General features: G+C 43.2%; 8 protein-coding genes. 4 read left to right on the top strand and 4 right to left on the bottom strand.

Features of this window, described 5'->3' with window-relative positions; all coding sequences use genetic code 11:
* The 4 genes from IQ229_RS09135 to IQ229_RS09120 all read left to right on the top strand — a co-directional run.
* The coding region (locus IQ229_RS09135) for a TrbI/VirB10 family protein (protein ID WP_194043063.1) at positions 1 to 1,395 on the top strand (1,395 nt) is incomplete at its 5' end.
* Between the two features lie 37 nt (positions 1,396 to 1,432).
* On the top strand, positions 1,433 to 2,005 hold the full coding sequence (locus IQ229_RS09130) for a hypothetical protein (protein WP_194043061.1): 573 nt from the start codon (positions 1,433 to 1,435) through the stop codon (positions 2,003 to 2,005).
* A gap of 350 nt (positions 2,006 to 2,355) precedes the next feature.
* Entirely contained in the window at positions 2,356 to 2,595 is a 240-nt protein-coding gene (locus tag IQ229_RS09125; protein ID WP_194043059.1) for a hypothetical protein, read from the top strand.
* Between the two features lie 63 nt (positions 2,596 to 2,658).
* Positions 2,659 to 2,916 carry a hypothetical protein gene (locus tag IQ229_RS09120; protein ID WP_194043058.1) on the top strand — a complete coding sequence of 86 codons (258 nt, stop codon included), beginning with the start codon at positions 2,659 to 2,661 and terminating at the stop codon, positions 2,914 to 2,916.
* A gap of 79 nt (positions 2,917 to 2,995) precedes the next feature.
* On the opposite strand, the gene plsY is transcribed toward IQ229_RS09120, so the two are convergent.
* From plsY to IQ229_RS09100, 4 genes are all read right to left on the bottom strand, one after another.
* Positions 2,996 to 3,679, bottom strand: coding sequence for a glycerol-3-phosphate 1-O-acyltransferase PlsY (plsY, locus tag IQ229_RS09115; RefSeq protein ID WP_194043056.1), 684 nt, complete (start codon positions 3,677 to 3,679; stop codon positions 2,996 to 2,998).
* A 142-nt stretch (positions 3,680 to 3,821) separates the two neighbouring features.
* On the bottom strand, positions 3,822 to 5,096 hold the full coding sequence (locus IQ229_RS09110; RefSeq protein WP_194043055.1) for a DUF3086 domain-containing protein: 1,275 nt from the start codon (positions 5,094 to 5,096) through the stop codon (positions 3,822 to 3,824).
* A gap of 136 nt (positions 5,097 to 5,232) precedes the next feature.
* On the bottom strand, positions 5,233 to 5,619 hold the full coding sequence (locus tag IQ229_RS09105) for a DUF3119 family protein (RefSeq protein ID WP_194043054.1): 387 nt from the start codon (positions 5,617 to 5,619) through the stop codon (positions 5,233 to 5,235).
* A 112-nt stretch (positions 5,620 to 5,731) separates the two neighbouring features.
* On the bottom strand, positions 5,732 to 6,286 hold a 555-nt coding region (locus IQ229_RS09100), incomplete at its 5' end, for an MlaE family lipid ABC transporter permease subunit (protein ID WP_194043053.1).

Here is a 6,286-nt window from a genome sequence, read left to right as displayed (position 1 = left end):
CTCTCATCTAATCCCTTTGCCAAGTTAGGCTTGGTAGGGGCTGCTACCTTAGCGATCGTTTTGGTAGGTGGTGTGTTTTTGTCTCAGTTGATGAGTGGCAGCAATCAAAAGCCAAAAACTATTGTTTCTCCACCAGTGCAAGAGCAGCCTACTGATGAATCCATATCTCAACAGATGGAAGGCCAGATAGATACTCTCAAAACGAAATTAGCCCTGACTGAACAAGCACAGATGGTGAAAGCTGCCCAACAACAGCTGAGAATTGCCAAATCAACGCCGACAGTAGCCTTACAACAACCGTCAGTTAGACAAAAAGTGATCCCAACACCCCCACCAACAGCTTACGTCCCTCGGACAGTGACAGTTGAGCGCGTCATTAGAGTACCTGCTTCTCAACCTTCGCTATCACCCCAGCCACCAGTTGTGAACCCCACTCAACCAGTAGTTAATGTAACTCCACCACCTCCACCAAGCCCATTTGAAGAGTGGGCAAGGTTAGCAAAGTTAGGTAGCTACGGTCAAGTCAATCCTAGCAATCAACCGACTAGTAACATAGCTACTTTGGAACCTGCAACCAATGCGCCGCCGCAGCAAGAGGCAACAAATTCCAATCCCGAACAAAACACCGCACAACCAGAAAATTCTGCTGTCAGTCAAGCCCAACCGCAGGGACAGAAATCTGTAGCAGTTGGGAGTAGTGCCAAAGCTGTGTTGGCGTCAGCAATATCTGGAGAAACTACTAATAGGTCAGGCGGTGGTGGTGGTGATGCAGAAGAAGCGAAAAACGTATTTGTGATCCGATTGACAGAACCACTAAAATCTACCGATGGTACAGTCGCTTTACCCGCAAACACCGAATTCCAAGCTGAAATTAGTTCGATTTCCGAACAAGGTCTTTTGCAGATGAACGTAGTCAAAGTTATCTCGCAAAATGATGGCAATCGTACAGAACGAAGCTTACCCAACAATGCAATTATTCTTCGCGGTACGCAAGGTAAACCTTTAATCGCAAATAAATATCCCGGTCAAAGTTCGTCTATAGCCTCAATGGATGCAGGACTATTTGTTTTGGGAGGTATTGCTAAAGCAGCAGAGTTAGTAAATCGTCCTGATACTAGAACCGTGTTTCGAAGAAATCCCCCCGTTGACAATGGCAATAACGATCCTAAGGACGATAGCGACAGCGATCGTGACCCTGGTTATTGGGTTACTGAGACTGAGAATAAACGCGACCTTGCAGCCGGGGTTCTAGAAGGTGGTATGAACTCTGTAGTACCCCAAATTGCCCAACGTAATCAACAGGCGATCGCCCAAATGTCTCAACAAGGTGGTGTTTGGTTTTTACCAGCAGGCACAAATATTGAAATATATGTTAATCAACCAACACAGTTTTAAGGGGTAATATTTATACCAATTTTAGATATTTGCAACCATGAAAAAGAATATTAACTTGTCAGGAAATAACCCAAAACGCTCTTATTTCCTACCTATAGCTTCCTTTATTTTTTCGGTTGCTATGTTCTGGTTGGTAGGTCGCGCTGTAGCTAATAACGCCGTTCTGCGTTCCATATTTTCCTGCCAAGCACAAGGTTTAGGGGGACTAGTACCTACGGTCGACGTTTGGTATCAACAAGGAACAAACTTAAGTTTTATTCCGGCTGGAGAAGTAATTAAAAAAGTTTGGTTAAATGATCCATCACAGGTAACTATGGATTTTGATGGGCCAGTATGTATGCAGTTTGGTCAAGAAGCTAATAGTAATTCAGGAGATTGTAAAAACTCCTCAGCAAATGTAATTCAACTCAGACGAATTCAAAAACTGGACATTCCTGGACTTCCTCCCACTAGCAATACACTTTTAACAGTTGTTACCGAAGCGCAAGGTAAAAACAAGTTGTATACTTTTAAAGTGATATATAAAACAGATAATCCTGAATATCACACCTTAGCAGTTTTTCCCGATCCTTCTGGACAGGAAGCAGCTTGTTCAAGAGTTTTACAATAAAGTTCTAGCAAAATTATCTGATAGCCACAGAAGTTTCCCCTCGAAAAAAAGCATTAATACCTACGTATATCTGCATTGTGGCCGATCAAAAGGCCTGCCATAATTCCCTCCTCCTAAAAAACGGTTAGGGAAGATTTAAGTCTTTGGGCAGTTTTATTTCTTTACATAGCACCGTTAAAATAACGTGTGGGCTAGTGTTGTAGTGCAATCAATTGAAAAACGCTATAACTTAACAGATTTAACTGACTCAGGCATTTTTGGCCTACATCTTTATAAATCTTCAGACAAAAACTAACCACAAATTCCAAAATCGTGTAAATATAAAGAAAAGCTTAAGAGGTTACAGACTCATGGTGACAGCGAAAATGATGCAACAGCTTTGGGCTGTAATCGAGTCTACCCAGGTCAACACCCTGCTCCAGTTTGACGATGCTGCTTTAGTACAATTGCTTCTCCAGCAGTTAAAAGCGAAGCAGGGGCTTGATTCCCAGGCAGATAGCACCCTTAATACTTATATAAAATCTAAACTGCCCCTAATTCGTGATACGGCTGAAGGTCGATTATCTTTAGGGCAAGGCGGCAATCATTAGTCCGAAAAATCAAATTATTGCTCGCTGCCAAGCATACGCTCAGAGTTCAAACAGTGGAATATTATGAATAACTGGCTAGTAATTGCCCTAGTAGCTTATCTAATTGGAGCAGCGATTGAAGGGGTGAGTACAGCCAGTCAGCTATCTCATTCAATGCCAGAACTAGCTAAAAATACACAAGCTCATCCTTCAGAGTCTAACACTGGGACTAGTTCAAGTTGGCGAGTTCTGGCCGCTATCGCCTCAGTCAGCATTTGTGGAGCTTTTTTGTGGCCTTGCCGCCTTTTCCACCGTTTGATTAAAGGCAACGTTCGTTCGTAATTCTAAAACGTAAATACAGTAATTCTGGAAGAAGCTCTCCCCTTCTAAGAGAAGAGTTTTAAGTTTGGCTCCCGCTTACCTATGATGCAGTTTGTTCGGGTTCTGTCGCTACAGGTTGCCCAATTTTTGGCTCCGTTCCCGCAAACAGTCGTTCAATATTAGCGCGATGGCGCAAAATCACATACAACCCACCGGCAATCCCAAACAGAATATAGGGTAAAGGTTGATGCAAAAGTACCATGAAAATGGAAACTGCGATCGCACCTGCAATTGAACTTAAAGAGACAATCCGCGATATTGCCACAACGACGGCAAACACACCCGCTGTTGCGAAACCTACTTGCCAACTCATTGCCAACAAAATCCCCAAGCTGATAGCAACGGATTTACCACCAGTAAAGCCCAAAAAAATTGATTTACTATGTCCCAGAATGGCAGCTAACCCAGATATTGTTACTACCCACGGTTGCCACAGTTGTACATCTACCGTTTGAGGGATATAATTTTTAATTGGTTCAAAGTTGAACAACCAATAAACTAGAGCGATCGCTAATACTCCCTTTAAGGAATCAAGTACTAAAACCAATGCTCCCGGCCCTTTGCCCAAGGTTCTTAGTACATTAGTTGCGCCAGTGGAACCGGAACCAACTGCCCGAATATCAATACCTTTTAACTGCTTCACAGCAATGTAGCCAGTGGGAAAAGAACCCAGCAGGTAAGCTATGACCACAATTGCTCCGCACAGAGTTAACCAAATAGCCATAATAAAATTCAAAATGACGCTCGAAGACTCGCTAACGCTACGCTAACAAAATTTAAAAAAGTCAAGAGGTATTACTCTTGACCAATGACCAATGACCAATGACCAATGACCAATGACTAATGACTAATGACCAATGACTCATTTAAAAGTCATCATCATAGTTTCTCACCATTTTGGGGTCAGGAGCAAAGGCTAACCACAGGGGAAATTGCAGCAGTGACAAACTGATTTGTTCTTCTGAATCGTCAATGATAATCAAAGGCAATTGATTGGCTTTCGTCAATCGGTCTGCTTTTTGAGCTAGAGCGTCAGATGACTCAAATAATACCACACCCCGGTCTGGGCCGAAATCTGGGCGACCGATTCCTAGACAGTCTTGCAAGCCGCGCCGCCATTCGCCTAATCGCTCCGGTGTATTAGCTAAGACTAAAGTACGGACGCGATCGCCATACAGCTTGTGTAATATCGAAATTGCAGCTGAGGCAATCAGAATATTCTGTAAGCGGCTACCCATTGTCCGCAAACCACCTCTTCCTCCTTGGGTAAAAAACCAATTGGAGATTCGTTCAGCGTGGATTGGTTCAAAGGTACGGCGTAGTTGCCACGGTGGCCCGTAGTAATCTGGTTTATTGCGGTATTGGTCAATCAGGCGGCGAATTTGCTTTGTCGTATCTTGAAACTGCTGTTGGGCAAATTGGGGTATTCCAGGTTGGGGTTCAGCTGGTTTAGCCTCTTTTACAGCTGGTTTTTCTCGTTCCACCACACTTGGCGTTAGTTGCAACTGCTCGGCGGCAGAGGCCAAATCCTGTAAACTACCCGTGAGATAGTCTTTAAAACCTTGCACCCGAATTGCCAAGTCTTGGGATGCACCAGCAAAAGTGGTTCGCATCTCGTTGCGGATACGTTCTTGGCGGCGTTCTAATTGTTCTACAGAAATTTGCAGCGTTTGTTTGCGTTGTTCTAACTGCACCAGCGACTCTTGCACGAGTCGCCCCAGTGAGGTTTGAGTTTCACTCACCTGTGTCTGAAGCTTTTCGTAAGAAGCTTGCAGCTTGGCTATTTCTGACTTGAGAGCTACTTCAGCACTCTGCAACTCTGCTATCCGCTGCTCTGCTTCTACATATAATGAATGATTTCCCGATCCTATTTCAGACCCCAGAGCGGCATTTTCCGCTTCTAATTGCGCTACAAACTCGCCATTTGAATTTTCTGTTAGCTCTACTGTAGAATCTACCACTTCTGCATTAGAAATAAGTGGCTCAAGATTTGTGTAGTCTTCTGATGAGCTAATGGCTTTTGTGTCTACCACTGACTCAACTGATGGATTTACCGGATGTTCAATTGCATTGTTCTCTTCTGGTTTTTCTGTCAACTGCTCATCAATTGGTTCTGGGGTTTGAGATGCCTCTGGGTTCATAAACAATAGTGTAATTCCTATGACGCGAATAAATAGCTTTCAGAAATATTACAATTGACCTGCCATAAAAGTCCTGAGCATGAGTGCTGAGTTCTGAGTCTATATCAAAACGACTCAGAACAGATGGTAATCAGCACTAAATACGCGGACAACGTTGTTCTAAACAAGTTTTCAAGGTGTTGGGGTCAAATAAAATCGGCAAAAAGTGAATACTTTTAATTTCTTTAAAGTAAAACAAAATGGGGACTCTATTCCAAAAGATCCGCCAGTTTTGCCATTCTTGGTAGGGAAAGCGTCGAATCAATTTTTCGCCTCTGTAAATATCTAAGTCGGTAGCGGTAAATTGCAAACGCAGCGTTAACGCCTGAAACATGAGAAACAAACCAAACAGCGTGAAAACAGAGCCTACCCAAGGTTGTACCAACAGTAGTGGAATCGCGGCAATCACCAACACTATCGGTATATTGTAACTAGGCTTGAGTTCCACAGTTGATGTGGAGTTAGAAACAAATGAACTGGTCACAGTCTTAAATCCTGCTTTGTTTAGTAGGCATCACTCCTATTTTAGGAGTCAGGAGTCAGAGTTAAGAGTGAGGAATTTTAACTCATAACTCATAACTCATAACTCATAACTTCTATAGCCCTATGAATGCACTGCCAGTCCCCTGAAACATTAACCAAGAAAGAAAGAAGTTGCTCACAAATATAATCAGCAAGGCAGTCACAACAGCAGTTGTAGTTGACTGTCCTACACCTTTAGCACCTCCTGTTGTCGTCAACCCCCAACTGCAACCAATTACAGCGATTAAAACGCCAAAACAACACGCCTTAATCATGGCGCTTAAAATATCCCAGATACCAAGAAAGTTACGGGCTGAGTCTAGAAATACCGTATCAGACAGGTTGTAGATATTTGTCGCAATGATGAATCCTCCGAACATCCCCGTTATCAAAGACAGGAGGGTTAAAATTGGTAACATTAAACAGCAAGCAATAACGCGGGGAATAACTAGATAATCGATTGGATCTGTTTTTAACATCAACATGGCATCGATTTGTTCTGAGACTCGCATGGTACCGATTTCTGCTGCAAAGGCAGAACCGACTCGCCCTGCTAAAACCACTGCTGTCAACACAGGAGAAAGTTCTCGTGTCAACGCTATAGAAAGCACTCCGCCGATAATGTTTCC

This window comes from Nostoc cf. edaphicum LEGE 07299, from assembly GCF_015207245.1.
Classification (GTDB): domain Bacteria; phylum Cyanobacteriota; class Cyanobacteriia; order Cyanobacteriales; family Nostocaceae; genus Nostoc; species Nostoc edaphicum_B.
This window is presented reverse-complemented; position numbering and strand designations above follow the sequence as displayed.